27 protein-coding genes are annotated in these 24,981 nt (G+C 54.4%); 7 read left to right on the top strand and 20 right to left on the bottom strand.

What is annotated here, in order from left to right:
* Positions 1-47: 47 nt before the first annotated feature.
* The 15 genes from ACLM7Z_RS08225 to ACLM7Z_RS08155 all read right to left on the bottom strand — a co-directional run bounded on the left by ACLM7Z_RS08225 (position 48) and on the right by ACLM7Z_RS08155 (position 12,791).
* Positions 48-1,991, bottom strand: coding sequence for a bifunctional 4-hydroxy-3-methylbut-2-enyl diphosphate reductase/30S ribosomal protein S1 (locus tag ACLM7Z_RS08225; RefSeq protein WP_242969798.1), 1,944 nt, complete (start codon positions 1,989-1,991; stop codon positions 48-50).
* Complete coding sequence (locus ACLM7Z_RS08220; protein WP_087018360.1) at positions 1,991-2,578, bottom strand: lysophospholipid acyltransferase family protein; 588 nt, start codon at positions 2,576-2,578, stop codon at positions 1,991-1,993. Before ACLM7Z_RS08220 ends, ACLM7Z_RS08225 begins: the two co-directional genes overlap by 1 nt.
* Complete coding sequence (gene cmk, locus ACLM7Z_RS08215) at positions 2,575-3,255, bottom strand: (d)CMP kinase (RefSeq protein ID WP_087018362.1); 681 nt, start codon at positions 3,253-3,255, stop codon at positions 2,575-2,577. Before cmk ends, ACLM7Z_RS08220 begins: the two co-directional genes overlap by 4 nt.
* 23 nt (positions 3,256-3,278) lie before the next feature.
* Positions 3,279-4,541 carry an NAD(P)/FAD-dependent oxidoreductase gene (locus ACLM7Z_RS08210; RefSeq protein WP_242969799.1) on the bottom strand — a complete coding sequence of 421 codons (1,263 nt, stop codon included), beginning with the start codon at positions 4,539-4,541 and terminating at the stop codon, positions 3,279-3,281.
* Positions 4,519-5,382 (bottom strand): MurR/RpiR family transcriptional regulator, encoded by an 864-nt coding sequence (locus tag ACLM7Z_RS08205; protein WP_087018367.1) that lies wholly within the window; start codon positions 5,380-5,382, stop codon positions 4,519-4,521. The genes ACLM7Z_RS08210 and ACLM7Z_RS08205 overlap by 23 nt, the downstream gene beginning before the upstream one ends.
* Positions 5,383-5,511: 129 nt before the next feature.
* Positions 5,512-6,234 (bottom strand): pseudouridine synthase, encoded by a 723-nt coding sequence (locus ACLM7Z_RS08200; protein WP_273349188.1) that lies wholly within the window; start codon positions 6,232-6,234, stop codon positions 5,512-5,514.
* A gap of 50 nt (positions 6,235-6,284) precedes the next feature.
* Positions 6,285-7,400 carry a D-alanyl-D-alanine carboxypeptidase family protein gene (locus ACLM7Z_RS08195; RefSeq protein WP_165761066.1) on the bottom strand — a complete coding sequence of 372 codons (1,116 nt, stop codon included), beginning with the start codon at positions 7,398-7,400 and terminating at the stop codon, positions 6,285-6,287.
* 96 nt (positions 7,401-7,496) lie between these two features.
* Entirely contained in the window at positions 7,497-7,946 is a 450-nt protein-coding gene (gene ytfJ / locus ACLM7Z_RS08190; RefSeq protein WP_087018373.1) for a GerW family sporulation protein, read from the bottom strand.
* Positions 7,947-8,009: 63 nt separating this feature from the next.
* Positions 8,010-8,699: a DUF2953 domain-containing protein gene (locus ACLM7Z_RS08185; RefSeq protein WP_435644842.1), complete on the bottom strand. Its 690-nt coding sequence runs from the start codon at positions 8,697-8,699 to the stop codon at positions 8,010-8,012.
* The gene (gene scpB, locus ACLM7Z_RS08180; protein WP_087018376.1) at positions 8,696-9,250 is read right to left on the bottom strand and encodes an SMC-Scp complex subunit ScpB; all 555 of its coding nucleotides are present in this window, start codon (positions 9,248-9,250) and stop codon (positions 8,696-8,698) included. Before scpB ends, ACLM7Z_RS08185 begins: the two co-directional genes overlap by 4 nt.
* The gene (locus ACLM7Z_RS08175) at positions 9,247-10,005 is read right to left on the bottom strand and encodes a segregation/condensation protein A (RefSeq protein WP_273349193.1); all 759 of its coding nucleotides are present in this window, start codon (positions 10,003-10,005) and stop codon (positions 9,247-9,249) included. Before ACLM7Z_RS08175 ends, scpB begins: the two co-directional genes overlap by 4 nt.
* Positions 10,006-10,008: 3 nt before the next feature.
* The gene (locus ACLM7Z_RS08170) at positions 10,009-10,647 is read right to left on the bottom strand and encodes a site-2 protease family protein (RefSeq protein ID WP_087018380.1); all 639 of its coding nucleotides are present in this window, start codon (positions 10,645-10,647) and stop codon (positions 10,009-10,011) included.
* Positions 10,648-10,824: 177 nt separating this feature from the next.
* Entirely contained in the window at positions 10,825-11,262 is a 438-nt protein-coding gene (locus tag ACLM7Z_RS08165) for an HIT family protein (RefSeq protein WP_087018382.1), read from the bottom strand.
* A gap of 66 nt (positions 11,263-11,328) precedes the next feature.
* A complete protein-coding gene (locus tag ACLM7Z_RS08160) occupies positions 11,329-12,462 on the bottom strand; it encodes an FkbM family methyltransferase (protein WP_242969800.1) in 1,134 nt (377 codons plus the stop codon).
* A complete protein-coding gene (locus ACLM7Z_RS08155; protein ID WP_087018677.1) occupies positions 12,453-12,791 on the bottom strand; it encodes an arsenate reductase family protein in 339 nt (112 codons plus the stop codon). Before ACLM7Z_RS08155 ends, ACLM7Z_RS08160 begins: the two co-directional genes overlap by 10 nt.
* 570 nt (positions 12,792-13,361) lie before the next feature.
* Here ACLM7Z_RS08155 and ACLM7Z_RS08150 point away from each other — a divergent pair.
* Positions 13,362-14,960 (top strand): peptide chain release factor 3, encoded by a 1,599-nt coding sequence (locus tag ACLM7Z_RS08150; RefSeq protein ID WP_087018386.1) that lies wholly within the window; start codon positions 13,362-13,364, stop codon positions 14,958-14,960.
* 82 nt (positions 14,961-15,042) lie between these two features.
* Here the strand turns inward: ACLM7Z_RS08150 and ACLM7Z_RS08145 are convergent, their stop codons facing one another.
* The 3 genes from ACLM7Z_RS08145 to ACLM7Z_RS08135 all read right to left on the bottom strand — a co-directional run bounded on the left by ACLM7Z_RS08145 (position 15,043) and on the right by ACLM7Z_RS08135 (position 17,236).
* Positions 15,043-15,600 carry a biotin transporter BioY gene (locus tag ACLM7Z_RS08145; protein ID WP_087018388.1) on the bottom strand — a complete coding sequence of 186 codons (558 nt, stop codon included), beginning with the start codon at positions 15,598-15,600 and terminating at the stop codon, positions 15,043-15,045.
* Between the two features lie 120 nt (positions 15,601-15,720).
* The gene (locus ACLM7Z_RS08140) at positions 15,721-16,632 is read right to left on the bottom strand and encodes a helix-turn-helix domain-containing protein (RefSeq protein WP_087018390.1); all 912 of its coding nucleotides are present in this window, start codon (positions 16,630-16,632) and stop codon (positions 15,721-15,723) included.
* A gap of 112 nt (positions 16,633-16,744) precedes the next feature.
* Entirely contained in the window at positions 16,745-17,236 is a 492-nt protein-coding gene (locus ACLM7Z_RS08135) for an NAD(+) diphosphatase (RefSeq protein ID WP_435644841.1), read from the bottom strand.
* A 119-nt stretch (positions 17,237-17,355) separates the two neighbouring features.
* Between ACLM7Z_RS08135 and ACLM7Z_RS08130 the strand changes: the two genes are divergently transcribed.
* Positions 17,356-18,696: a M20/M25/M40 family metallo-hydrolase gene (locus ACLM7Z_RS08130; protein ID WP_087018393.1), complete on the top strand. Its 1,341-nt coding sequence runs from the start codon at positions 17,356-17,358 to the stop codon at positions 18,694-18,696.
* Positions 18,697-18,751: 55 nt separating this feature from the next.
* Here ACLM7Z_RS08130 and ACLM7Z_RS08125 read toward each other — a convergent pair whose 3' ends face one another.
* Entirely contained in the window at positions 18,752-20,113 is a 1,362-nt protein-coding gene (locus ACLM7Z_RS08125) for an MATE family efflux transporter (protein WP_087018395.1), read from the bottom strand.
* 202 nt (positions 20,114-20,315) lie between these two features.
* On the opposite strand from ACLM7Z_RS08125, the gene ACLM7Z_RS08120 reads away from it, so the two are divergent.
* The 5 genes from ACLM7Z_RS08120 (at position 20,316) to ACLM7Z_RS08100 (ending at position 24,206) form a co-directional block, all read left to right on the top strand.
* Positions 20,316-21,188, top strand: a complete 873-nt coding sequence (locus ACLM7Z_RS08120; RefSeq protein ID WP_087018397.1) for a helix-turn-helix domain-containing protein — start codon at positions 20,316-20,318, stop codon at positions 21,186-21,188.
* A gap of 16 nt (positions 21,189-21,204) precedes the next feature.
* The gene (locus ACLM7Z_RS08115; protein ID WP_087018399.1) at positions 21,205-22,158 is read left to right on the top strand and encodes a carbohydrate kinase family protein; all 954 of its coding nucleotides are present in this window, start codon (positions 21,205-21,207) and stop codon (positions 22,156-22,158) included.
* Positions 22,159-22,346: 188 nt separating this feature from the next.
* Positions 22,347-22,880 carry a hypothetical protein gene (locus tag ACLM7Z_RS08110; protein ID WP_435644840.1) on the top strand — a complete coding sequence of 178 codons (534 nt, stop codon included), beginning with the start codon at positions 22,347-22,349 and terminating at the stop codon, positions 22,878-22,880.
* A gap of 586 nt (positions 22,881-23,466) precedes the next feature.
* Complete coding sequence (locus tag ACLM7Z_RS08105) at positions 23,467-23,841, top strand: CrcB family protein (protein WP_273349204.1); 375 nt, start codon at positions 23,467-23,469, stop codon at positions 23,839-23,841.
* Positions 23,838-24,206, top strand: a complete 369-nt coding sequence (locus ACLM7Z_RS08100) for a fluoride efflux transporter FluC (RefSeq protein ID WP_087018407.1) — start codon at positions 23,838-23,840, stop codon at positions 24,204-24,206. The genes ACLM7Z_RS08105 and ACLM7Z_RS08100 overlap by 4 nt, the downstream gene beginning before the upstream one ends.
* Before the next feature lie 6 nt (positions 24,207-24,212).
* Here the strand turns inward: ACLM7Z_RS08100 and truA are convergent, their stop codons facing one another.
* Positions 24,213-24,953, bottom strand: coding sequence for a tRNA pseudouridine(38-40) synthase TruA (truA, locus tag ACLM7Z_RS08095; protein ID WP_435644839.1), 741 nt, complete (start codon positions 24,951-24,953; stop codon positions 24,213-24,215).
* Between the last annotated feature and the right edge of the window lie 28 nt (positions 24,954-24,981).

Raw genomic sequence — 24,981 nt, 5'->3', positions numbered from 1 at the left:
AAAAGGAGCACCCGCAAAGGCGGATGCTCCTCGTGAATTCTTAAAAATTACTCGTCGTCCTGATTCAGCAGAGCGCGGATCGACAGGGAAACTTTCTTCTTCTCGGTATCGATGTCGATGATCTTAGCCTCTACCTCTTCGTCCTTCGTCAGAACCTCTTCCGGCTTCTCGATGCGGCGGTTTGCGATCTGAGAAATGTGGATCAGGCCGTCAACGCCCGGGATGATCTGAGCGAATGCACCGAACGGCATGAACTTCAGGATGCGTACGGTAGCGGTGTCGCCAACCTCATAGTTGGTGGTGAAGACGTTCCACGGATTGTCCTCCGGACGCTTGTAGCCGAGGGAAATCTTCTTGTTCTCGCGATCCAGGCCGATGACGTAAACATTGACGGTATCGCCGACGTTGACAACCTCGGACGGATGCTTGATGCGGCCCCAGGACAGCTCAGAGATGTGGATCATGCCGTCAACACCGCCGATGTCAACAAATGCGCCGTAGGAAGTGAGGGACTTTACGGTACCGGTGTACTCGTTGCCGACCTCGATGGTCTCCCAAACCTTCTCAGCAGCAGCGCGGCGCTCTTCCTGCAGAACCGCACGGATGGAGCCGACAACGCGCTTTCTCTGGCGGTTGATCTCGGTGATGCGGAAGCGTGCAACCTGGCCGACCAGCTGGCTCAGCGGCTGACCCTTCGGGATACCGGTCTGGGAAGCCGGGATAAAGACACGGACGCCGAATGCGCTTGCAACAACGCCGCCCTTGTTCTCTTCGCTGACCTTGCCCTCGATGACGGTCTTCTCTTCCTTGGCAGCCTCGATGGACTCCCAGCCCTTCATCTGGTCAACGCGCTTCTTGGACAGTACGATGGTACCCTCCGCGTCGTTTACGCGAACAACAACTGCCTCGATCTCGTCGCCGACATGGATGCTCTCCTCCAGGTTGAAGGACGGATCGTCGGACAGCTCATGCATCGGGATATAAGCTGCATGCTTGACGCCCAGGTCGACATGCACTTCATTCTGAGAAATCTTCAGAACGGTACCCGTTACCTTATCTCCTGTATTTAAAGTCTTGAAGGATTCCTCCAGCATAGCAGCGAAGTCTTCGCTGCCGGTTTCAATTCTTGTCTCGTCACTCATCATGTTTCTGACCTCCTTAATTATCCAAGCCGGTGTGGACGCGCCTGCTGTAATCCCGATGAATGGTCGCTCCATACCCCGGACCTCCTGTCCTGTCAGTCCGCTGGCATCTTCGATGTATAGCACACGGTCACAAAGAGATGTGCTGATTTCATACAGACGCTTTGTGTTAGAGCTTTTCCTGTCGCCAATCACAATCATAATGTCCGACTTACCGGCCAGCAAACGAGCTTCCTTCTGACGCTCGTCTGTCGCATTACATATTGTATCAAATATTTTGGCATTTGTACACTCTTTTTTTATAAATTTACTGCAAATATCAAATATTTTTCGATTGATGGTTGTCTGCGCCACGATTCCAACCGGCTTTTCGCGCAGCTGTCTGGCTTTCTCCGTGTCGCCGGAGAGCGCTTTTTCCAGCTCCTCCGGTGTCTCGAAGACGTCCGACGCCCCACACCAGCCCTGAATCCCTACCACTTCCGGGTGATTTCTCGAGCCGATTATGATAATATGCCGCCCATTCTGGCTCTCTTCCCGCACAATATGGTGTATTTTGCCGACAAACGGGCAGGTAGCATCGACCGGTGTACAGCCCTTTTCCTTCAGCCGGAGCATGACCGACTCCGGCACGCCGTGCGCGCGGATGAGCACCGGCACATTGTCCGGCACATCGTCCACATGCTCTGCCTTGTGCACGCCGAGCGCTTCCAGACGCTCGACCTCATGCGTGTTGTGAATGATATCGCCCAGCGCCCAGATGCTGCCGTACTGCGTGCACGCCTGTTCAGCCATTTCGACCGCGCGGCGCACGCCGAAGCAGAACCCCGCCGTTTTGGCAACTGTAACCATTAGTCAGTCTCCTTCAGTGCATAAATGCGGCGCATGATCTCATCGGCCAGCTCACGGTAGCCCTCCTTGGAACGGGTCGGCTCCGGCACAAATGGCTCACCGATAATCACGCACACTTTGGATCGGAATTTCTTGTTTTCCGGAATATAAATCGGCAGAATCGGCGCACCGGTCTTGAGCGCAATGCGCGCTGCGCCTTCCTTTGCCTCGTCGCCTTCCTTGTGCTTGGTCGTCCCCTCCGGGAAAATCAACAGCTTTCTGCCGTCGCGCACCGCCTTGAGTGCCAGCTTGATGGCATTGATGTCGGCACGGCTGCGGTCGACCGGGAACGCTCCCAGCGCCGTAATCAGCGGGGACAGGCCCTTGATATCAAACAGCTCTTTTTTCGCCATTGCGGCGAAATCGTGCTTGTTGCCGAGCGCGGTGGCGACCATTGTCGGGTCTGCCCACTGGCTGTGGTTTGCCACGACAACACATCCGCCCTCCGGGATATTCTCACGGCCGACGACGTGGTAATCGTACTTAATATGGTCATACAACGTCACAAATGGAATGGCAAGCCATTGAAATCTGCGGTGATACTTCATACCTGTCCCTCCAGTACGCGGCGGATGACAGCTTCAACCGCATCCATGGACTCCTCAAGTGTCAGCTCACTGGTATCGACCAGAACGGCATCTTCTGCCTGACGGAGCGGTGCTTCCGCACGGGTGGTGTCATCACGGTCGCGCTGGATCATATCCGCCAGCACCTCATCCAGTGTCACGTTCTCACCCTTCTGTTGCAGCTCCAGATAGCGGCGTCTGGCGCGCGCCTCCGGCGAAGCGGTCAGAAAAATTTTGACCTCCGCATCCGGCAGAATGACCGTGCCGATATCGCGCCCATCCATGATGACGCTGCACTTTTTCGCCATATCGCGCTGGGTGTCCAGCAGGAACGCGCGCACCTCCGGTACAGCGGATACAAATGACGCATATTTCGACATTTCGGGTGTACGAATGAGGTCGGATACATCCTCCCCGTTGAGCAGGACATGCTGCACGCCGTCCTCATAGCTCAGATTGACCTCAATACCCGGCAGCACCGGCAAAATACCCGCCGTGTCGCCCAGCTGTACACCGGCACGACAAACCGCCAACCCAATGGTGCGGTACATCGCACCGGTATCTACATAGACAAAGCCAAGACGTCCCGCAGCAGCGCGCGCAATCGTACTCTTCCCCGCGCCGGATGGGCCGTCAATGGCAACCGCAATTGATTTCATGTCAATTCTCCTACCTTATCTCTTTATTCTCCCGTGCTCTGTCCGGCATTCAACCCTGCCAGGTAGCCGGTTGACCACGCGATCTGCAAATTAAAGCCGCCGGTATACGCATCCACATCGATGATCTCGCCGGCAAAATACAGGTTCGGCACCTTTTTCGATTCCATTGTCTTCGGTGTGATTTCACGCACCGAAATACCGCCCGATGTGACAATGGCGTCTGAAACCGGGCGTGGCTCCGTGATTTCCAGTTCAAAATGCTTGAGCACGCGCACCAGCGCATGCCGCTGCTTTTTGGTAATTGCATTGACCTTCTGATGCGGATCAATGCCGGAACGCTCCACGACAATCGGAATCAGCTTGCGCGGCAAAAGCGCGCCGAGCGAATTGCGGAAATCCGTGTTCAGCTCACCGGAAAAATCCGAAAGAATGCGCTTGTCCAGCGTCGCCTCGTCCAGTGCGGGCTTGAAATCGATCTCCGCGCGGTATGTCGCCTTATCCCATTTACGCATGTGCGACGATGCGCTGAGCACCAGCGGGCCGGAAATGCCGAAGTGCGTAAACAGCATCTCACCAAAGCCCTCATGCAGCTTTTTGTTGTTTTCAAATATGGTCAACGTGACATTTTTGAGCGACAGCCCCTGCAAACGGGGGCAGTCCTTTCCCGCACAGACCAGCGGTACAAGGGATGCGCGCAGCGGTGTCACTGTATGCCCGAGCTTTTCCGCCCAGACATATCCGTCACCGGTCGAGCCGGTCAGCGGATAGGATTTTCCGCCGGTGGCAACAATCACGCGGTCAGCGCGCCGCAGCCTGCCGCCTGCCATCACACCGCAAACGGCACCCGTTTCTTCTTCCACGCAGAGATCCGTCACCTCATCGTGCACAATCGTCACACCACACCGGCGTACCCAGCCATACAGCGCATCGACGACATCCAGTGCCCGGTCGGAAACCGGAAACACACGGCTGCCGCGCTCGGTCTTGAGCGGTACGCCCAGCTTTTCAAAAAACGCCATGGTGTCCTGTACGGAAAACGCGCCGAGTGCGCTGTACAGAAAGCGCGGATTTTGCGGCACATTGGTCAGAAAGGTCTGCGCATCACAGTTGTTTGTGACATTGCAGCGACCTTTGCCTGTAATGGCGAGCTTGCGCCCGACCTTTTCATTGTGCTCAAACAGCAGCACACAAGCGCCCTGTTGTGCCGCTGTCCCCGCCGCCATCAGTCCAGCCGCACCGGCACCAATGACCGCAACGGTCAGATTATTCATTGTCGAGTTTTTCATATACCTGATATTCGTCCCAAATTGCTTCCAGCTTGTTAAAGGTATCGCTGATTTCATTCTGCTTGCGCATGCCGATGGCGACAATCAGCGCATTGATAACGCTGAGCGGCGCAACGAGGGAATCGACAAACGAAGCCATATCACTCTTTGCAAGCAGCGTATAATCCGCCGTCTGGCTGAGCGGTGACAGGCGGCTGTCGGTCAGCGCAATGACAGTTGCACCGGATTTTTTGGAATACTCCAATGCCTTGAGCGTGCGCTTGGAATAGCGCGGGAAGCTGACGCCGAGCACAACATCACCCTCGCCGACGCGCAAAATCTGTTCAAAAATCTCGCTGACGCTGTTGGTATGGATCAATCTTGCATTGTCAAACAGCAGGTTGAAGTAAAATCCCAAAAAGCTGGACAGCGCAGCCGAAGAACGCACGCCCAGAATATAAATATGTCTGGCTCCCAGAATCGCCTCTACCGCACCTTCAAAGGATCGGCGGTCGATTTCATCCAGTGTCATGCGGATTTTATCAATATCAGACGACAGCACGGTGCGCAGAATATCCTGATCGCCCATACGGTCGCTTGTGACCTCCATACGCTGGACGGCGGTGAGCTTGTTGCGGATCATCTCCTGCAATGCCTTTTGCAGATGCGGATAACCGTCATATCCCAGCTCCGTGGCAAACCGGACCACGGTCGATTCGCTGACGCCGACGGTCGCGCCCAGCTTGCTTGCGGTCAGAAATGCCGCCTTGTCATAATGCTCAATGATATACTTCGCAATCAGACGCTGCCCTTTGGAGAATTTAGACAGATTATTCTGGATTTTGCTCATTAAATCATTCATAGTTTGTGCCTCTTACCCTCACATTTTCTTGATATTCCATGTATCTTTCATTGTATCTGCTGCTGCAAAAAAATGCAAGTGTTTCCGCTTCCAATTGCAAAAATTATGCAGGATTCGCTTCATATTGTATCATTTCTGTAAAGTATCCCGGCGAAGCACAGCCATTTCGCCGCCGGACAGCTCGCGCCACTGTCCCGGACGCAGCGAACGGTCGAGCCGGAGCTTTCCCACCGCGATCCGGCACAACCGAAGCACTTTGAACCCGCACTGTGCACACATCTTCCGAATCTGCCGGTTGCGCCCCTCATGAATGGTCATATGCAGCACGAAGGTACCGTCCGGCTGCCGGGCGGTTACCCGGACCTGTGCCGGGCGGATACGGTAGCCGTCGATGTCCATCGGCTCGGACAATCTGGGGAGATTCTGCTCCTGCCCGCGCACTGTGACTTCATAGGTCTTATCCACATGATATCGCGGATGGGTCAGCGCATCGAGCAGCGCGCCGTCGTTGGTCAGCAGCAGCAGTCCCTCGGAATACTGGTCGAGCCGCCCGACCGGCAGCACGCGTACCGGACAGCGCTGCACCAGCTGCGCCACTGTTCTGCGGTTTTTCTCATCCGACATCGTCGTAACAACACCCGCAGGCTTGTACAGCATGATGGTATGCAGTTCTTCATGTCCGCCGATGCGTTTTCCGTTGACACAAATATCATCGACCTGCGTATCCGCACGGTCTCCCGGTTTTGCGGTCACACCGTTGACGGTCACAGCCCCACTCTCCATCAGCTTTTCCGCCGCCCGGCGCGAGCATACGCCCGCCCCGGACAGGATTTTCTGTAATCTTTCCTGCACGTTTTTTCCTCTTTCCGCTCTAGGCTTCTCTATTTTCTATCAATGCATCCTCACTGCATTTCTTCTATTTCCCGTCCGCGTATACGGTCGAGCCACAGCAGAAACCGTTCCCACCAGCCGGTGTCCGCCTGCGTTTCATCGGCGGCGACGGCGTTTGCGCACAGCAGCTCTGTCTCACACAGCACGGTATCACCGCACACCACCTGTGCGAAGCCGCAGACCATACCCTTCTCGACAGGCGCATACAAAAATGGTGCACAGAAAATGCGCAGCTCTGCCTGTTCCCCCGCCAGCATCGTCGCACTGAGATCGTCTGCATACACCGCAGAAACCGTCTCTGCCTGCCCGGTCTGTACCGAAATCTCGCAGGCAGCTTCTCCCTTCTGTGCCCAAGAGGTTTCTTTCATACCGGCAAATGCCGCGTCCAACATGGAAATATGATCGTTCCAATCATTTCCGTCGTTCAGCGTCACAACGACAACGGTGCGCCCGTCCCGCTCTGCCGCACTGACCAGGCAACGCCCTGCTGTCCGGGTAAATCCGGTTTTGACCCCGATTGCACCGTCATACAGCCGCAGCATTTTGTTGTGGTTGACCATGGTTCGCGTGCCATACGTATGGCTTGTCGTTGCAACGACTTCGGCAAATGTCTCATTTTTCAGGGCAAATGCCGCGAGCTTCGCCAGTTCATACGCGGTTGTGTAATGCGTCTCGCCGTCCAGCCCGCTCGGATTGTCAAAATGCGTGTTGGCCAGACCGAGCTGCTCTGCGCGCGTGTTCATGCGCGCAATGAAATCCTCGCGCCCGCCGCATACCGCTGCGATACATTCTGCCGCGTCATTACCGGAACACAGCATCAGTCCATACAGAATCTCTCGCAGCGGCAGTTTTTCCCCCGCCTTGAGGTACATTGATGAGCCTTCCACACCTGCACACGCCGCGGGAACCGTGATTTCCCGTTCCAGATCGGGGTCCTCCGCCGCAAGCAAACCGGTCATGATTTTTGTCGTGCTCGCCATAGGCAGGCGCTGGTTTTCCTGTGAGCCGTCCAGCAGGACGCCGGTATCCGCCGACAGTACGGCATAGGCCGACGCGGAGTAGGCCAGCGCATGCCGCGCGCACAGCAATACTGCCAGACAGATACAAAAGAGCAGCCGTTTTCTCATGCGCATCCCCTCCCCCTCATTTTTACGGATCAAGGCGGAGATTTATGCGCACAACCAAAAAGAGGAGCAGCGCATCCTGCCCCTCTTTTGTTCGGTTTATTCCGCTGTCGGTGCAGTCTCTCCCGTCTGAACCGGCGCAGAGGAATCACTTTCATCCTGCTTGCCGCGGCGTCCGGATACAAAGTTCTGAATGCCGTTGATTGCACCCGGAATCATCTCAATCAGGCGATCCGTGCTGTTTTCTGCCGGCATATTGACCGGAAGAATGCGCGCATCCCCGCCGTTGACAATCAGAAACGCGATCGGCGTGATGCTGACGCCTGCACCACCGCCGCCGCCAAAGCACAGCGGCGCATTGTCCGAGCTGTTTCTCGATTTAAAATCGCTGCCGCCGGAACCAAAGCCAAATGTGACCTTGGAAATCGGTATGAGCGTCGTGCCGTCCTGCGTAACAATCGGGTCGCCGATGATCGTATTGACATCCACCATCGAACGGATTTTTTCCATTGTCTCTGCCATCAGGCCATTTACTGCATGTTCTGCCATTTCGTCCTCTTCCTTTCTGCCGGGCGTGTTCGTAAAAATGTCCCCGCCCTCATTCTGTATTTGTTATCTCTGCTCCATGGGCTGTGAAGCTGCGTGCTCCGCTTCCCATTGTTTTGCTTCTTCCTTTGTCGTGCGGATGGATTTCCACAGCGCCCAGAGTGCCTTCCTCCTGCGCCAGAAGACGCGCGGAAAGCGGCCAATGCGCGTCATAACGGAACAATCCACGCCCCAAACGGTCTGTTCCGCGTCAAAATCCGCATCGAGTACAATTTTCGTATCCTTCAGTACAAAGGCGCGCTCGAAATACGGATACAGATTGCCGATCAGTGCAGACAGAGCACCCAGCAGGTTGCCTGTCTGTGCCGCGTCCGGCGTGTGCAGGATGACGGTGACATGCAGCCGCTCCCATGTCATGGTTCCCGCCATATCGTCAATCAGATCGAGTGCGAGCGAAAGCGCCTGCTCATAATCCAGCTTCCTGACGTCAATCATCGGGGCGCGCGGCTTTTTTTCTTTGGGCTTTGCGGGCACTTTTTCCGGCTTTTTCTGTCGTTTTTGTTTGCTTTTTCCCGTCTGTCCCAGCGTCCACACCCGTCTGACCGGGCCGAAGCCAATGCGCACACGCAAAGGGCCGTCCGGCAGGCGCCGCCTGACCTCAACACGCGCCGGCAGGCACATCAGCAAAACCGCAAGCACAATCCCCAGACCGAGGACTGCCAGCAGCAAAATGCCGATGATTTTGAGAACAATCATGCCTGTTCCTCCGCGCGTTCTGCCTCTCTTTTCTGTTCCAGCTCCGTCAGCTCCGGCAAGTCAGGCAGGTCATCCAGCGAGGAAATGGAGAATGCCCGCAAAAACGCCGTTGTTGTGCGGTAAATCATCGGCCTGCCCGGCACATCCAGCCGCCCACAGCCCTCAATCAGGCCTTTATCCAGCAGCGTCAGGATGGTGTTTGAGCTGTCCACGCCGCGCAGCTGTTCGACATAAGCGCGTGTGACCGGCTGTCGGTATGCGACAATCGAAAGCACCTCAAGTGCCGCTGCCGAAAGTCCCGGCGCACGCCGCACCTCCAGTGCGCGGCGGATGGTATCCGCATATTCCGCGCGCGAAACCATCTGATAGCTGTCCTGCAAATGGATCAGCTGAAAGCCACGTTTTTCCGCGTCATAGCTGTCCGCAAGGTTCTGTGCCAGGCGGTGCAGCATGTCCGCATCGATGCCGAGCACCTGCATCAGCTTTTGCTCATACACAGGTTCACCCGATGCAAATAAAATGCCCTCCAGCAGGCAGGACAATTCATTCATGAAATGCGTTCCTCCCGAATTTCTGTGCGCTCCTCACCGGTGCACAGCGAAAGCTCTGTCTCATCGCCCTCGCCGTCAATATGGATGCGGCGCGTCTTGGACAGCTCCAGCACGGCGAGAAATGTCGCAACAATCTCCGACCGGCTGTGCGTATCGTCAAACAGGCTGCGGAAATTCAGTGTTGCCTTCCGGCGAAACCGCAGCAAAATCGATGTAATGCGTGTATGCACCGGCACGCGCTCACGTCCGACAATGCCGGAAAATGCACTGACTGGCGGCGGCAGCTTGCGCCCGATGCGCGTCAGCATGCGCCGCGCGGCATCCGGCAGCTTCTCCGGCGGCAGCGTGCCTTCAAACTTTTTTTTGCGCTCCAGCGGTTCAGGCGGACGCGTCAGAATATCGCGCGCCGCGTCGCTGTGCGCACGGAAAAACGGCTGTACCTCACGGATGCGCTGGTATTCCAGCAGCTGCTCCACCAGCTGTGCGCGCGGGTCGTCGTCTTCGTCTTCTTCGTTTTTTTCCTTCGGCAGCAGCATACGCGATTTAATCAGCATCAGCTGCGCCGCCATTGTGATAAAGTCGCCTGCAACCTCCATATCCGCCGACTGTACCTCACGCAGCACCTCCATGTACTGCTCGAGAATCAGCGAAATCGGAATGTCATAGATATTGACTTTGTTTTTCGCAATCAGATGTAACAATAAATCCAGCGGGCCGTCAAAGGCGGTCAGATGGAAGGTCATTTTCTCCGTCATAAATCACAGCACCAGTCCGACAACCGCAGACAGGATGCGGTAAACAAAATTGATGACAACATTGATCGGCGTATCCAACACACCGAGCAGCAGCAGGATCAGCAGGCCGAACTGGATATACTGCTGATACCGCGCAAATTTAAATTCAGCCTGATACGGCAGAAAGGAAAACAGAATTTTCGAGCCGTCCAGCGGCGGCACCGGGATGAGATTGAACACACCGAGACCGATACTCATAACCGCGGTCGAATAGCAGAACAAGCCGAGAGCAAGCAGGATCGTCGAATTGCCTGACATGAAGATCCGCTGTAAAAACAGCGCGATGAGCGCAAGCAGAAAATTGGACAGCGGCCCTGCCAGTGAAACCAGCGCAATATCGCGCCGTGGCTTTTTAAAATAACGCACATCGACCGGAACCGGCTTTGCCCAGCCGACATGGAACAGAAGCAGGCAAATCGTGCCGATCGGATCCAGATGATGAATCGGATCGAGCGTCAGCCGCCCCGCATTTTTCGCGGTTGGATCGCCCAGCGCATTCGCCGCAAAGCCATGCGCGGCTTCGTGCACGCTCAGGCACAGCAGCACAGCCGGGATGCTGATAAGCAACTCTATCAAAATGTCGTTCCAATTGCCCGAAAACATAAATCAATCCTTCTCCTGAAAAGCAAATTGACACCTGTATTGAAAAATACAGGAATATGCATTATAGTATAGCCGGAAAACAGGCAGATTTCAAGCAAATCAGGGGGATTTTACAAACCGGACAAAAACAGAGGGCAAAGCGCCATGCACTCTGCCCTCCTCCGTTTGTGATAAAAATCAGTCGATGTTCAGCTCTGCCTTGAGCTGTGCGATCATTTCGGCATACTCGTCGTCAGACAGGAATACCGGATTCTCATAGCTGATTGCGAACGAACCGCCGAACTCCGGGCCGCCCTCGTACTTCGGTACGATGTGGAAATGCAGGTGCGGCAGCTTGTCGCCGTATGCACCCAGATTCACCTTGGTGCAGCCCCACAGCTTCTTAACAGCTGCGGCAGCGGCAGCAACGTCGTCCATGTAATCCTTGCGCTGCTCTTCGGTCAGGTCAAACAGCTCGGACTTGTGATCGTTGAGCGAAACGATGCAGCGACCCTTATGAGCCTGATCCTTGAACAGGTGCAGGGTGCTGACCTTCATCTTGCCAACCGGGATCATCAGCGCCAGACGGCCCTCATGATTCGGATCACAATAAAAACAATTCGGTGCAGTTGCCATTGGTATCGTCTCCTTTTCCTACTATTTCTCTTTTCGTTTCTTTGGGGTATCTTCAGTATACCGCAATCACACCGAATTTTCCAGACCTCTGGAAAAAGTTACATAAAAATTTGTCTCCCACGCCGGGACATACGGATGATGCAGCATCCCGATGTATACCTCCGGGCACATATCGTGCAGCAGCAGCGGCAGCTCATATAAATCCTCACTGCGGTGATACGCGGAAAGGGCAATGCGCGGGCGGTATTCCTGAATGGTATCCCGTGCGCCCACAAGGGCCTGATATTCCGCACCCTCGACATCCAGCTTGAGCAGCGTGCACGGCGCGCCGTCCAGCACATGGTCAACCGATTCAACCGGTACGGATACCGTATGTTTGTCATGCGAAACCGCATGCATGACCGGTGTGAGTGCAGAATTGCGCCCCGCCTTGCCGCCGAACAGCATCTCTCCCGGCTCTGACCACGCACCCGCATTCAAAATACGGATATGTTCCAGTTCCGCCTGTTCCACATATTTTTTCAGCTTTTTGAACGTCTTTTTATCCGGCTCCAGCGCAGTAATCGACGCATATTTGCCGTCCGTATACTCCAGTAGCTCACGAATGGTATCGCCGTTGTATGCGCCGAGATCAACAAAATGCTCCTGCTCATGCGGCTTGAGATACGTCCGGAACGCGTTTTCCCGGCTGTCGGTATAATCGCGCAGCCAGTGCAGCTTTCCGCTCAGCTTGAAGTTGACCGTCGCGGCGAACACAGCGCGCGAACGGTCATCTGCAAGCAAATCATACGCCTGCTCCAGCTGTTCGCAGTGCGCCTGTACAAAAGCGAGGTCGAACAATGCGCCATCCGCGACCGGAACATCCGGCGCATATGTCGTATGCGTGCGATCCAGGTCGTCAAACAGAGTCAGTACTTCCGGGCGGCTGGACGCAAACGCAATCACGGCGACAAAATCGCCCAGCTCCTGCTCCAGCTGCGACCGCTTTTTCACCGGATAACCCGCAAAGCTGTGCCCGCGTACAAATTCATCCGATGCAAAAATACCTGCAATTTCGATGCCACGCTCCCCGCACACGCGCAGAATTTTCTCCGCACCGTCACCCATGCCGTACAGTGCAATCGGGCGTGTTTCGCGCTGCAAAACGTCCCAGATCGACTCGGTTTCGGTCACAAAATGCGGCAGACAGTTCATTCCCATGTCTTCCACACATCCGGACAGTAGCCGACAGTCGCCTGCTTTCCGTTGCGCACAATTGGGGTGCGCAGCAGCTTCGGGTTTTCCATCAGCTTTTCCATTTTCGCCTCATCGGACGCGAGATAGGGCAGCATCGCCGCATCCGGATCCTTTGCCTTCGGGTCAATCATCGCCTCTAGTCCAACCGCACGGCAGACAGAAGTGAATTCCCCCTTGCTCATGCCGTAGCGCAGCAGATCGACCGACTGGTATTTGACACGGCGCTCTTTGAAATATCGTTCCGCCTTCTTTGTATCAAAGCATTTGCTCTTGCCAAAAATCTGAATGTTCATGTTATTCTCCTTTGATTTCTGTCCCTTTCCGCTCTGCACACAGGCGACAAATGCAAGAAGGACAGATTCCATCTTGCTATCATCTTACCACAGCGGCTTGCAAAACACAATGTCCGATACCCTCCGCCGTGTCCTTCGCTCACGGGCATGTCTATCGCATGAATACATCGTGTGTACATTTGTTCAATCTGCCGCACCATTGCATCGAAATTTTCCATATTTTATGAATCCTGTCCATTGCTTTCGCGCTTTATTCTGCGTATACTATAGGTGTACTAAAGAGAAGGCAAAACAAAAGAAAAAAACCGTTTTCCTTCACTTTAAGGCTTCTTTTCTTAGCCTGCCACCGCACAGTTTTCCCATTCTGTGCTTTCATATATCTCTCTCTTTACTGTATGGCGCGCCGAATCTCCTACCAAATCGGCGCGCCGCTTTTCTGCCTATTTTTCGCCGGTTATGTGATTGTATTTTCCGGCGAGTTATGTTATATTAAATATGTATGCGCCGCATATTGTTGTCGGCGCTTTTTTACTGAATTATTCTGAATCACCCTGATCGGAGGTTATTCATTTGTCAGATCTGAAATCAGAAATCACCAAACGCCGCACGTTTGCGATTATTTCGCACCCGGACGCCGGTAAAACGACCATCACGGAGAAATTCCTGCTCTACGGCGGAGCCATCCAGCTCGCCGGCACCGTAAAGGGCAAGAAAAACACCCGCCATGCGGTTTCCGACTGGATGGAAATCGAAAAGCAGCGCGGTATTTCCGTCACCTCGTCCGTCCTCCAGTTCGAGTATGCAGGCCACTGCATCAACATTCTGGACACGCCAGGCCATCAGGACTTCTCGGAGGACACCTACCGCACGCTGATGGCGGCAGATTCCGCTATCATGGTCATCGATGCCTCCAAGGGTGTCGAGGCTCAGACGCGCAAGCTGTTCAAGGTCTGCTCCATGCGCGGTATCCCGATTTTTACGTTTATCAACAAGATGGACCTTGAGTCGCGTGATCCGTATGACCTGCTGGATGAGCTGGAAAAGGAACTCGGCATCGACACCTATGCTGTCAACTGGCCGATTGGCTGCGGCAAGGAGTTCAAGGGCGTCTATGACCGCCAGAAAAATCACATCATGGCGTTCGAGGCAGCTTCTGTTTCCGGCGTCAAGGAGGCAAAGTCCACCATCTATCCCATCGATGACCCGGCACTTGAGTCGCTGATCGGGGAACGTCTGTGGGATACCCTTCAGGACGACATTGAGCTGCTGAGCGGCGCCGGCGAGGACTTCGACCTCGACCGCGTGCGTGAAGGCACACTGTCCCCTGTCTTCTTCGGCTCTGCCCTGACCAACTTCGGCGTCGAGCCGTTCCTCCAGTACTTTTTGGAGATGACGCCGCCCCCGACCGCGCGTACTTCGCATGGTGAGATTGTCGACCCGTTTGACGAGCATTTCTCCGCCTTTGTTTTCAAGATTCAGGCGAACATGAACAAGGCGCACCGTGACCGCATCGCGTTCATGCGCATCTGCTCGGGCAAATTTGAAAAGGGCATGGATGTCTACCACGTGCAGGCAGGTAAAAAAATCCAGCTCGCACAGCCGCAGCAGATGATGGCACAGGATCGCGCCATTATCGACGAGGCGTACGCAGGCGACATCATCGGCGTATTTGACCCGGGCATTTTCTCCATCGGTGACACGGTCTGCACCCCGGGCTTTGACTGCAAATTCTCCGGTATCCCGACCTTCGCCCCGGAGGTCTTCTGCCGCATCCGCCAGAAGGATACCATGAAGCGCAAACAGTTCATCAAGGGCATGGAACAGATTGCACAGGAAGGTGCCATCCAGATTTTCCAGGAGCCGCACACCGGCATGGAAGAGGTCATTGTCGGCGTTGTCGGCACCCTTCAGCTGGACGTGCTCGAATACCGTCTGAAGAACGAATACCGCGTAGATATCGTCATGGAGAGCCTGCCGTACCAGTACCTGCGCTGGATTGAAAACGAGGAAGTTCAGCCGGATGAGCTGAAAATCACCTCGGACAGCAAGGTTGTTCAGGATTACCGTGGACGCTACCTGCTGCTGTTCACCAGCATGTGGAACATGAACTGGGCGATGGACAAAAACCCCGATCTGCGCCTTGCCGAATTCGGCCGTGCAGAGGAATAAATTCATACAGACGCAAACAGCGCTTCGCACTGAGGTGAAGCGCTGTTTTTTGCTATCTTTTTGTCATCCGAAGCTGTCTGTTTTATTTTGTGGTCAGACCTGCGCGTGCCAGCTGGCGGCGAACCTGCGGGCCGATGACCGCGGCAATCACCATCTTGACGAGATCGCCGATGATAAACGGCAGAACACCTGCTGCCAGTGCCGCATAGAACGACATCCCAGCCTGATATGCCAGCCAGACCGTGCCGAACACATAGCACACAATCGTGCCAAGCACCATGCCGACAAAGCTGGGCACCAGCTTGCAGTCAAATTTGTCGATAAACCAGCCGCAGATCAGCGCCATAAAAATGAAGCCGATGAGGTAGCCGCCGGTCGGCCCAAACAGTTTGCCGACACCGCCGGTAAAGCTGGAAAAGACCGGCACGCCAACCAGTCCGATCAGCAGGTATACGATGTAGCTGATTGTGCCGCGCTTGCAACCGAGCACATAAATCGCAAGGTAAACCGCGAGGTTGGTAAACGAAATCGGAACGACGCCGATCGGGACGGACAGCGGGCCGAGCACACAGGTGACTGCCGCCATAACCGCAATCAGTGCCATTTCACGTACATTTGTCTTGGTTTTTTTCTGTTCCATTGTCTTTTTTCACTCAATTCATTTAAAAAATCCCTGTCCGATTTTCCGGACAAGGATTAGTATACACGCATGCAAAGCGATTGTCAACCTATTTTTATTTTCAGGTTAACGATAAATTATTTATGTATTTTCTTCGCGGTGTTCCTCCATTGCGGCGCGGCGGAACTGTTTGGGTGTACAGCCGACATGCTCACGGAACGAGCGAATGAAGTTCGTCGTACTGTGGAAGCCGCACTCCTCCGCGATGCGTTCGACCGATTTCTGTGATACAGTGAGCAGCTGGCGCGCCATGGTAATGCGCAGATTGACCAGATAGGCGTGTGGCGACATGGATGTACAGCGGCGGAACAGACGGCTGAAATAATATTCACTCAGGTTGACCTGATCTGCAATCTGCTCGATTGTGAGCTTTTCAAAGAAATGATGCTCCATATATGCAATCGCATGCAAAACAGCGGCGTTCTGCACGGATTCGCCGCGCCCATCCGAGCCGGAGAGTTCAGCAAGAATCCGGTACAGCTGTACCGAGACTCGGTGCTCGTCGTACATGGTATCGGTAACAAGCGCGAAAATGCTCTGGATCGCACTCTGAACCTCGACGGAGCGCGCCGGGCGGGTAAAATATCCGTTTTCTCCCGCCAGCAGCCGGTAATACGCATCGCTGCTGCCGCCGCGGAAATAGATATACCGGAACGAAACGCTGTCAATCGCGCCATAGGTATGCGGTCTGCGGCAGTCGAGCAGGATCACTTCCCCCGCATGCACTTCAAACCGTTCGCCATTGTACTGAAAAAACATCCCTCCGCTGTCGACAACGGCAAGCATATAATAGTCGAACTGGTTGCGGTGGACGGTATAGGTATGATCGCAAAAGTAGTGCCCGACATAGGCTGCGTAAATCAGCGCAGACCGCGCAAACTCTGACGGAAGGTGCAGAAACATCTGCGAGGACGGCAGCACACCGCCGTTGTCCATTCCCCCGTTTTTGTCCTGAAACTCGGCGGAAACCGCCGTATCATCGTAATTTCTCATGTAATTATCATACCATGCGGCGGATTTTCTGTAAAGGCTTTCCGGAGAAATTTATTCCAGATTTTGGATATTATTTTTTGAGCTGGATCCGCACGGCTGCCCGAAGCGTATGTCACTGCGCGCGATGCTGTAAAAAGTTATTCAGGAATGCCTGTGCGAGACTGTTCTGTGCGATTGCCTGCGATGCCTCCTCCAGTGGAAACCATGCCGCGCGGTCAACCTCGTCCGTGATGCCGCTCAGATCTTCGCTGTCTGCCACACAGGAAAAATTCAGCATGAGTGTATTACTCGGCTCAAAAAACTGGCTCTTCCGAAAGGTAATATCGTGCACATGCAGTCCGGTTTCCTCCTGTACCTCACGTGCTACAGCCTGCTCTGCCTGCTCACCGCGGCTGACATAGCCCGCAACAAGGATATTCCGCGTTTTGCCGTACTGCTGGATCAGCAGCACATGTGTCTGTGCCGGGTTGAGCACTTCCATGCTGACGGCGGTATGAAAGATCGGAAATCGGAACTGTTTACATTTCGGGCAAAACTGCACCATGCCCTCTCGTTCGAGATATTTTTCCGTCAGCTCGGTGCCGCATTCATAGCAAAATTTCATGTTCATCTACTCCTTTTGTCCTATGTTCTGTCTGTCACCTCCCATTATACCGCGATATTTGCGCCTTGCAACCGTTTTTCGCGCGCGGTATACTGAGAGACAGCAGGAGGGATTTTTCCATGAACACGATCGAAGCACGCATCTGCCGCATTCTCGATGACCATGCGTCCGAACTGGCGGCATTTGCCAACGATATTTATGCGCACGCCGAGCTGGGCTATACCGAACACCGCACAGCACAGCGCGTTGCAGACTGGCTGGAGCATCTCTGTGGGCTGCACCCGGAAACCGGCCTCGCTGTCACCGGTGTGCGTGCACAGGTGGGTACAGCGCGTCCAGCCGTCTGTCTGATCGGCGAGCTGGACGGCATTCGCTGCCCGGAACATCCATTGGCGGTACCGGAAACCGGTATGTCCCACGCCTGTGGCCACCATATGCAGCTGGCCGCCCTTGCGGGCGCAGCACTTGCACTGAGCGACCCGGAAATTGCAGCAGAGCTGGGTGGAAGTGCGGTATTTTTCGCCGTCCCATGCGAGGAGCATGTGCCGATGAACCGCATGGCACAGCTGCAGCAGGATGGCGTGGCAGATTACTGCGGCGGCAAGCCCCAGCTGTTGATGGACCGTGCTTTTGACGGCATCGATGTGGCAGTGACCACACATGCACACATGGTGCACTGTGACAGCGATTTCCTGCTCGGCAGCAACTCGACCAGCGGTTTCCTGTCCAAGCTCATCCGCATCAAAGGGCGCGCTTCACACACCGCCATTTCACCGGAAAAGGGCATCAATGCGCTGGATGTCGTGACACTCGCGCGCAGTGCCATCGGCATGCTGCGCAGTACCTTCCGCGACGAGGACTGTATCCGCATCGGCGAAGTCGTGCGCATGCGCAGCACGGCAGTCAACGTAGTGCCGGACGAAGTCATTGTGGATTTGCAGGTGCGCGCAAAGACCTGGGATGCTCTGCTGGAAACCGACAAAAAAATTGACCGCGCCTACCGCGGCGCGGCGTATGCCTTCGGTGCCGACGTTGAAATCACCGACGGCATGGGTTATCTGCCCACAGTACCGTGTCTGCCGTGCGAAGCGCTGACACAAGCCGCTTCTCTGCTCGCAGACGCGGACGGAAATACCTTTGAATCGGTCAGCCCGCTTGTGCACAACGCAGCATCGACTGATGTCGGCGATCTGTCACACCGCATGCCGGTCGTAAACTTCACGTTTTCCGGCTTTTCCGGCACACTGCATGGCGCGGATTTCCGCATTACTAATGAAAAAGCGGCCTATGTACAGCCCGCAAAGCTCGCTGCACTGACAATATACCGCCTGCTGCGCGACAATGCTGCGCAGGCGCGTGCGCTGACCGACCGCTTCCAGCCGACCATGACCGCAGAGCAGTACCGTGCGTATGCCGCGCGGTTTGACAGCGGCTTTGTCGGTGAGCCGTCCCCATTCTGATCCTTCCGGTAGATACACAAAAGCTGCCCGCGCTTGCGGGCAGCTTTTGATTTCATTACCGGGTAACCTTGTGAATCCACTTGAACGAGCGGATGCGCAGGAACACAACCGGGCATTTTCCGAGCTGATCCATCTTCAGGCAGAAGAAGACAACAGCAGGTGGAAAATGGAACACAAATGCGCACAGGAACGCACTCGGCAGACAGATGAGCCATGTCCAGATATTGTTGTTAATCATGCTGAATTTTGTGTCGCCGCCGGCGCGGAGGAAGCCGCAGTCGGTCGCCATCTGGTAACATGTGCCGACCGTCGTGACCGCCAGCACTGTGATAAACTGACCGGTCAGCTCCGCAGCGCGCGGGGTCAGCGTGTTGTAGATCATCAGAATTGGCCACTGAGACAGGTACAGAACCACGCCCGTGACTACGCCGATGGCAAGAAAGACAATTTGCAGCGTGTGCAGCACGGGCTTAATGCCGGCGACCGGGTCATCCTCATGCTCACCCAGCGTGCGCCCGGTGACAATCGCCGCCGCGCTCGCTGCGCCATACCCGACAACAGAAATAATCTGATAGACGATAACTGAAATTGAGTTTGCCGGCAGAACCGATGCAGAATCGTCCATGTTGCCGATGATTGCGGTCTGGAAAATGGAATTGATGCCCCACAGTGCCTGTGTAACGAGCAGCGGCAGGGAAATGCGGATATAATCCGCCATATACCGTGTATCAATGCAGATCAGCTTTTTCAGCGTGAGGTTGAGCGTATGCTCCCGGTATTTCAAATACCAGATGACAATCAGCAGCTCTACTGTGCGCGAAACCAGAGTGGCAATGGCAGCGCCGCGCACACCGAGCGCAGGTGCACCGAAATGGCCGTAAATCAGGATGTAATTGAGTACGATGTTAATGCACAGCGTAGAGCCCGCAATGATATATCCAATTTTTACAATGCCAATGGAGCGCAGCGAAGACGCCAGCATATTGGTGATGGCAAAAATAATATAAGTAAAGCAAATAATGCGCAGATATTTGATCGCTTCTTCTGCAACCGCCGCGTCATTGGTCATCAGACCGATAAGTTGATGCGGGAACAGCAGTGCCAGTACAAACAATACTGCCGCCAGTCCGCCGCCGAAGCGCAGGCCGCAGCCGATGATGCTGGGAATCGGCTTGATCTCCTTTTTGCCCCAGTACCGTGCGCCGAGTACGACAATGCCCTCACTCACACCGACAACCAGCATCTGTAAAAAGAACTGGAACTGGTTGCACAGTGAGACACCGGACAGGGCATCCTGCGAATATCGCCCGATCATGATATTATCTGCCAGATTGACCGAATAGGTCAGCAAGTTTTGCAGCGCGATACTGAGCGTCAGAATCGCAAAGGTTTTATAGAACTTTTTGTCCCGAATCATAGTGAATCCTTCCCTTTTTTCCCGTTATTTGATGCAAATATTTAGAAAAAACGCGATCCAATCCCATCCGCAATACATGCGGTACGTTCGCGTTCTTCCGGTTCTTTTCTTACAGTATATTCATTTCTTTTTTTAAAACAATAAAAAAATCAACCAATTCATTTTGATTTTGTGCTATAATAAAAAAAAGGAGGAATGTGCTGTGGGAAAATGCAATGAACCCGGTGTTCTGCTGGAATCCGACCGTTTTTTCAACACCCCCAGTGCGGCCGCAAGCCAGCTGTTTTACTATATCACGCGCTGTGGCCACTACTTCTGCACAACCGAATACAATTTCACCGATGACTCTGAGGTTGCCCGCCTGCCAAGCCACCGGAATTGCATGCTTTTTTATATCTGCTCCGGTTCGCTGTTTGTCGAAAACGCAGGTATGAGCGCCATTGTGATGCCCGGACAGGTGGCCCTGATCGACTGCACGCTGCCGCACCATTATTACGCGCGTGAGGATACGGAAGCGCTCTGGATGCATCTGGAGGGCTGCAATACAAAGGATTTCTTCTCCTATATCCGCACGATGAACGGCGAACGGCTGGTACTGACTCCCCCGTCCTCGCACAATACCAAGACCGCCATGCTTCAGCTCATCAATGCCTTCCGCCTGCCGGGACGCATGAGCGAAGGCGAGCAGTCACAGCGCATCCACCGCCTGCTGTGCGAGCTCATTGTCGTGCCGCATTCCATGCAGCAGGACGATGACAGCGACGCAGTCTCTCAGGTCATCGATTACATCACGCAGCACCTGTTTGAAGACCTGTCGGTCAGCGATGTGGCTGCTTCCGTCAACCTCAGCCCATCGCACCTGTCGCGTTTGTTCAAAGTACGCACAGGCTTTTCCCCGCATGAGTTTATCACGCTGCGCCGCATCGACGCCGCCAAGGAACTGCTGCTGACCACGAAGCTGTCGGTCAAGCAGATTGCTTTCCGCGTCGGTTATCACAGCGAAGCGAATTTTATCACATCTTTTTCCGGAAAAACCGGTCTGACCCCCGCGGTCTTCCGTAAAAATCCGATTTGATTTGGAGGAATGCTTTATGTCTGACTGCTGTGACATTGTCATTGCAGGCGCTGCCATTATCGATATCCCTGTTGTGCCAGCAGATGCATCTGTCTTCACACGGATCTCGACGCCCGCCGGACGCATTATCCTTACCTCCGGCGGTGACGCGATGAACGAAGCGCTCGTGCTGTCCCGTCTCGGCAGGCGTGTGCGGCTGGTCACCCGCATTGGATGCGATGACGCAGGCGCATATCTCAAGCGCACCTGTGCTTCTGCCGGAATCGACACACAGCATTTTCGTGAAATGGAAGGTCTGGACACGGGTATCAATGTCGTGCTGGTCGACAACAACGGCGAACGCCGCTTTTTCACCAATCCACACGGCAGTCTGCGCGCACTGGAGGCGTGCGATATCACGCCGGAGGCGCTGGACGGGGCAAAAATCTTCTGCTTTGCGAGTATTTTTGTATTCCCGCTCATCGGTCCCGATGAGCTCGAGCAGCTGTTCCGCAGCGTGCGCGGGCGCGGGCTGATTACCTGCGCAGACATGACACTGCCCAAGCACGGCGAAACACTCGCCGACCTCGCACCTGCCCTGCGCTATCTGGACTATTTCTTCGCAAACCTCGCAGAAGCACAGCAGATCACAGGCATGACATCGCCCAGCGCTGTCGCAGACGCGCTGCTCGACACAGGCGTGCGGCATGTCATCATCAAGCTCGGCGCAAAGGGCTGCCTGATCGCTGACGAAGCCGGACAACAGCACATCCCAGCCTGCCCCACAAACTGCATCGATACCACCGGTGCGGGTGACAACTTTGCCGCCGGCTTTCTCTCCGCCCTGCTCGATGGACACAGCTTTGCAGGCTGTGCGCGCTATGCCAACGCATGCGCTTCCGTTTCGGTGGAAACAGTCGGCGCAGCGACCGGCGTGACTGATGCCGAACAGGTTCTGCATCGATTGCGTTCCGTCTATCCGGATTGCTGAACATACCGGAATTTGACAATTCTGTCTTTTTATCGCAGACAATCCGCGAACAGCTTGTGCAAAATGCCCCGAATCGGTTGCAGATTCGGGGCGTTCATGCTATAATATATCGCAATATCGCAATCGGTTGCTCCAGGGACGCGGAAATGCCGCCGCATTCTCTGAAATCCATTAGGAAGAGTGAGTGTATGAGTTTCTTTAACCAGTTGAAAGACGAAATAAACGACCGCAACATTGACAAATCGAAAATTCATCCGGTATCCGACGAGCCGGAGGAGACCGAAGTCCAGCCGGAACCGGTCAAAGATCCGGAAACCGATCCGGACTATCCGGTACATCCGGATTACATCGCGCTGAAGCCCAATTTTACCGAACGTCAGCTGTGGCGCATGCCCGCCATCCGTTTTTATATGGCCATTATCGGCTTCTGTGCCGGTATGGTTGTATTCGGTGTCATCAACCAGGTATTTGCCCTCGGCATGATAAAGGGCTCTGTCGGCTGGTACCAGCTGTTTGGCGCCGCCATCGGTTTCCTGTTCAGCCGGGAATATCTCGAACCGCACTGGAAAATCCCGTTCGCCCAGGGCACGCCGGAGCAGAAAAAAGCGGCTGCCGAAGCCTATGTTGCAGAAATGGACGCACTGGATGAACACATCAAGGAACTGCGCAGAATGCGCGGCGTGGAGGAAAATGAAGAAGACAATTCTTCTGAGTCCTTATAAAAGAAAAATTCCGCCATTGCTTGCACAATGGCGGAATTTTTTGTGGGTACGCTGCAATCGAGAGTCAGAGAGAATTGATCTGTTCTTTCATAACAACAAGGATAAGGAGAGAAGAGAGAATTATTTCAACATTCAGCGAACAGTTCTCCCGACGCTTATGTACCCTGCGGCCCCCACCGCATTTATCAGAATATAGTAGAAAAGGAAGGTAAAAGAAAGGATGTTTTTGAAGGGCTTTCTGTGTGTGTGTTGTTCCCTTCAACGATCTTTATTATAGTCATTTACGACAAAAACGCAACAGATGAATTGTTCAATATTACGAACCCAAAGACAATTGTATTTGGCAAGTGTGCATATCATGTCGAAAACACGGCGTAAATTGTTCTTCACTGTTGTTACAATATACAAATATTTTTGTCAAAATTTCAACAAAAGCCAAAAAATCACGTGATGTATGCCTGTTTTTGTGCCGGATTTTGTGCATTTTTGATTTTCGGACACGAAAATTTTTTCTCAATTCCTTGTTTTTTGCGGTACTCCTGTAAAAAGAAGCTATCGAACTCACGAAATCAGAAAGGATGTTACTATGTATTTACAGATCGGGCTGTGCGGTGCGCTGGGCGCCGTCAGCCGGTACGCCATTTCCTGCTGGGTCGGAACGCATCCGTTCCCACTTTCCACCCTCATTGTCAATCTGGCCGGCTGCTTTGCACTTGCGCTGGTGAACAATCTGTCAGGTGTCCCGCAGAAGGTCAGAACCGCTGTCGGAACGGGCTTCATCGGCGCATTTACCACGTTCTCGACGTTTTCAAAGGAAAACGCCGTGCTGCTGCTCGGGCACAACTATATCCTGCTCGCCCTGAATATCGCAGTCAGTATGCTCGGCGGTCTGTGCGCGGCCTATGCAGGCACACGCTGCGGGCTGATGCTGTGCGCGCGCGCAAAGGAGGGCAAACAATGACACCGGCATGTATTCTTTCTGTCGCACTGGGCGGCGGTATGGGCGCTGTCTGCCGCGCGGCTTGCTCTCATTTCATCAAAGCGTATTGGCATGGCAGCTTTCCGCTCGCCACGTTCTGTATCAACCTGCTCGGCAGCTTTGTGCTCGGCATTCTGGGTGCATGGAGCCTGTCTGCCCAGCTGTATGCGCTGCTCGGCACCGGCTTTCTCGGCGGCTTTACAACATTTTCCACACTGCATGTGGAAGCGCTGAATCTATTGCGCGGCAAACTTCCTGCTGTCGGCATGGGGTATCTGTGCGCAAGTTATCTCTGCGGCATCGCCGCAGCTGTTGCGGGGCTTGCACTGGGCATGCAGTGCCTGTAAACGCCATCAGTAAAAAATTTCCTCCAGCATCAGGCCGTGCGGCGGCATGGTCATGCCCGCCTGCTGGCGGTCACGGCTGATTAAAATGTCCGGCATGGACTGAGGGGCGCGTTTGCCTTCCCCGACTTCTACGAGCGTTCCGACGAGAATGCGAACCATATTATACAAAAATCCTGTGCTCTGTACGGAGATCCAGAGCTCCTGTCCCTTCCGTTCGATTTCCAGTGCGGTAATCGTGCGCACAGTGGATTTCTTAAACCGCTTGTTGACGGAGGAAAACGCGCGGTAATCATGCGTCCCGATGAGATATGCTGCGGCCTCCCGCATGGCAGACTCATCCAGCCGGTTGTCCCACGCACATACATAGCTGCGTGTGAACACATCCGGCACGCCGCTGTCACACAGTCGGTAGCAATACCGCTTTCCCTTTGCATTCAGTCGCGCATGAAATCGCTCCGGCATTTCCGCACATGCAGTTATGGCAATATCCGCCGGAAGGTATTGGTTCAGATATGCCATAATTTCTGCGGCAGTTTTATCGGTATTCATCTTTCCATTTGCAACCTGTGCCCGCGCATGCACTCCCGCATCTGTGCGTCCTGCGCCGTTGATCTCCACGGCATGCCCGGTCATACGGCTCAGAATCTGCTCTATTTTTCCCTGTACGGTTTTGTCCGTATTCCCCTGCCGCTGCCAGCCGCTGTATCTCTTGCCGTCGTATTGTACGGTCAAGCGAAAATTCTTCATGTTTGTGCTCCTCCTGCGTTCTTTCTGT

It is taken from the genome of Butyricicoccus porcorum (assembly GCF_051246315.1).
Classification (GTDB): Bacteria; Bacillota; Clostridia; order Oscillospirales; family Butyricicoccaceae; genus Butyricicoccus_A; species Butyricicoccus_A porcorum.
The sequence above is the reverse complement of the archived record's forward strand: the minus strand, read 5'-3'. Positions and strand labels throughout refer to the sequence as shown.

Bases quoted from the DNA above. Each gene is read 5' to 3' on its own strand.
- ACLM7Z_RS08160 (WP_242969800.1), bottom strand. From the start codon at position 12,462: ATGGGAATGAACTGTCTGCCGCATTTTGTGACCGAAACCGAGTCGATC.
- ACLM7Z_RS08105 (WP_273349204.1), top strand. From the start codon at position 23,467: ATGTATTTACAGATCGGGCTGTGCGGTGCGCTGGGCGCCGTCAGCCGG.
- ACLM7Z_RS08175 (WP_273349193.1), bottom strand. From the start codon at position 10,005: ATGACGGAGAAAATGACCTTCCATCTGACCGCCTTTGACGGCCCGCTG.
- ytfJ (WP_087018373.1), bottom strand. From the start codon at position 7,946: ATGGCAGAACATGCAGTAAATGGCCTGATGGCAGAGACAATGGAAAAA.
- truA (WP_435644839.1), bottom strand. From the start codon at position 24,953: ATGAAGAATTTTCGCTTGACCGTACAATACGACGGCAAGAGATACAGC.
- ACLM7Z_RS08110 (WP_435644840.1), top strand. From the start codon at position 22,347: ATGAGTTTCTTTAACCAGTTGAAAGACGAAATAAACGACCGCAACATT.
- ACLM7Z_RS08155 (WP_087018677.1), bottom strand. From the start codon at position 12,791: ATGAACATTCAGATTTTTGGCAAGAGCAAATGCTTTGATACAAAGAAG.
- ACLM7Z_RS08135 (WP_435644841.1), bottom strand. From the start codon at position 17,236: ATGAAATTTTGCTATGAATGCGGCACCGAGCTGACGGAAAAATATCTC.
- ACLM7Z_RS08185 (WP_435644842.1), bottom strand. From the start codon at position 8,699: ATGATTGTTCTCAAAATCATCGGCATTTTGCTGCTGGCAGTCCTCGGT.
- ACLM7Z_RS08125 (WP_087018395.1), bottom strand. From the start codon at position 20,113: ATGATTCGGGACAAAAAGTTCTATAAAACCTTTGCGATTCTGACGCTC.
- ACLM7Z_RS08170 (WP_087018380.1), bottom strand. From the start codon at position 10,647: ATGTTTTCGGGCAATTGGAACGACATTTTGATAGAGTTGCTTATCAGC.
- ACLM7Z_RS08115 (WP_087018399.1), top strand. From the start codon at position 21,205: ATGTCTGACTGCTGTGACATTGTCATTGCAGGCGCTGCCATTATCGAT.
- ACLM7Z_RS08145 (WP_087018388.1), bottom strand. From the start codon at position 15,600: ATGGAACAGAAAAAAACCAAGACAAATGTACGTGAAATGGCACTGATT.
- ACLM7Z_RS08225 (WP_242969798.1), bottom strand. From the start codon at position 1,991: ATGGTTACAGTTGCCAAAACGGCGGGGTTCTGCTTCGGCGTGCGCCGC.
- ACLM7Z_RS08100 (WP_087018407.1), top strand. From the start codon at position 23,838: ATGACACCGGCATGTATTCTTTCTGTCGCACTGGGCGGCGGTATGGGC.
- cmk (WP_087018362.1), bottom strand. From the start codon at position 3,255: ATGAAATCAATTGCGGTTGCCATTGACGGCCCATCCGGCGCGGGGAAG.
- scpB (WP_087018376.1), bottom strand. From the start codon at position 9,250: ATGAATGAATTGTCCTGCCTGCTGGAGGGCATTTTATTTGCATCGGGT.
- ACLM7Z_RS08205 (WP_087018367.1), bottom strand. From the start codon at position 5,382: ATGAATGATTTAATGAGCAAAATCCAGAATAATCTGTCTAAATTCTCC.
- ACLM7Z_RS08210 (WP_242969799.1), bottom strand. From the start codon at position 4,541: ATGAAAAACTCGACAATGAATAATCTGACCGTTGCGGTCATTGGTGCC.
- ACLM7Z_RS08195 (WP_165761066.1), bottom strand. From the start codon at position 7,400: ATGAGAAAACGGCTGCTCTTTTGTATCTGTCTGGCAGTATTGCTGTGC.
- ACLM7Z_RS08220 (WP_087018360.1), bottom strand. From the start codon at position 2,578: ATGAAGTATCACCGCAGATTTCAATGGCTTGCCATTCCATTTGTGACG.
- ACLM7Z_RS08140 (WP_087018390.1), bottom strand. From the start codon at position 16,632: ATGAGAAATTACGATGATACGGCGGTTTCCGCCGAGTTTCAGGACAAA.
- ACLM7Z_RS08130 (WP_087018393.1), top strand. From the start codon at position 17,356: ATGAACACGATCGAAGCACGCATCTGCCGCATTCTCGATGACCATGCG.
- ACLM7Z_RS08165 (WP_087018382.1), bottom strand. From the start codon at position 11,262: ATGGCAACTGCACCGAATTGTTTTTATTGTGATCCGAATCATGAGGGC.